At 46.0% G+C, this 805-nt stretch carries 2 protein-coding genes; one reads left to right on the top strand and one right to left on the bottom strand.

The genetic code is table 11. The annotated features are described in order from the left end of the window. Positions 1-78 precede the first annotated feature (78 nt). Positions 79-402 carry a ferredoxin FdxA gene (fdxA, locus tag R7Q48_RS26355; protein ID WP_005461160.1) on the top strand — a complete coding sequence of 108 codons (324 nt, stop codon included), beginning with the start codon at positions 79-81 and terminating at the stop codon, positions 400-402. 91 nt (positions 403-493) lie between these two features. Here fdxA and R7Q48_RS26350 read toward each other — a convergent pair. Next, on the bottom strand, positions 494-805 hold a 312-nt coding region (locus tag R7Q48_RS26350), incomplete at its 5' end, for a TrmH family RNA methyltransferase (RefSeq protein WP_318133148.1).

Here is an 805-nt window from a genome sequence, read left to right as displayed (position 1 = left end):
TTGGTGAATGTTGAATTTTGCCTTGGGATGAGTATTATCCCCCTTCTTTGATTTTGACTAACTTAAGAGCTGATTATCATGGCGTTTGTCGTAACCGATAACTGTATCCAATGTAAATACACCGACTGTGTCGCGGTGTGCCCGGCTGACGCCTTCCACGAAGGTCCAAACTTCATGGTAATCAACCCAATAGAATGTATCGACTGTGGCTTGTGTGTTGACGAGTGTGCCGCAGCGGCAATCTTCCAAGAAGACGAGCTGCCTGAAGATCAAACCATCTACAAAGAGCTCAACGCCGAACTCGCAGAAATCTGGCCGGTACAAACTGAAGTGAAACCAGCGATGGATGAAGCGGAAAAATGGAATGGCGTGCCAAACAAGTTGGATATGTTAGAAAAATAACCGCATTCAAAACGAAAAAAGCGTAATGAACCTCAGCTTGACATCGCCTGGACCGTTACGCTTTTTTTGTATCTAAAATTCGTTGATACGATTAGCTGTGCTGACGACGCATGTTGTCCAAAATGATCCCCGTCGCCATTGCCACGTTTAAAGATTCTGCGCCACCGAAAGCAGGAATCGTGATCTTATCTGTCACGAACTTAGACGCTTCTTCGCGCACACCATGTGACTCGCTGCCCATCAACAAAATACCTTCTGCTGAAAAATCAGTTTTATGCACGCTCTCACCTTCAAGGAAAGCACCATACACTGGCAAGTTTGCTTCAGCTAAGTAGCTTGGCAAATCAACCAAACTCACTTGCACACGCCCAAAACTGCCCATTGTCGCGCTGATGGTTTTTGG

This window comes from Vibrio sp. 378, assembly GCF_033339435.1.
This window is presented reverse-complemented; position numbering and strand designations above follow the sequence as displayed.

Coding starts and splice junctions, on each gene's coding strand:
- fdxA (WP_005461160.1), top strand. CDS start 79: ATGGCGTTTGTCGTAACCGATAACTGTATCCAATGTAAATACACCGAC.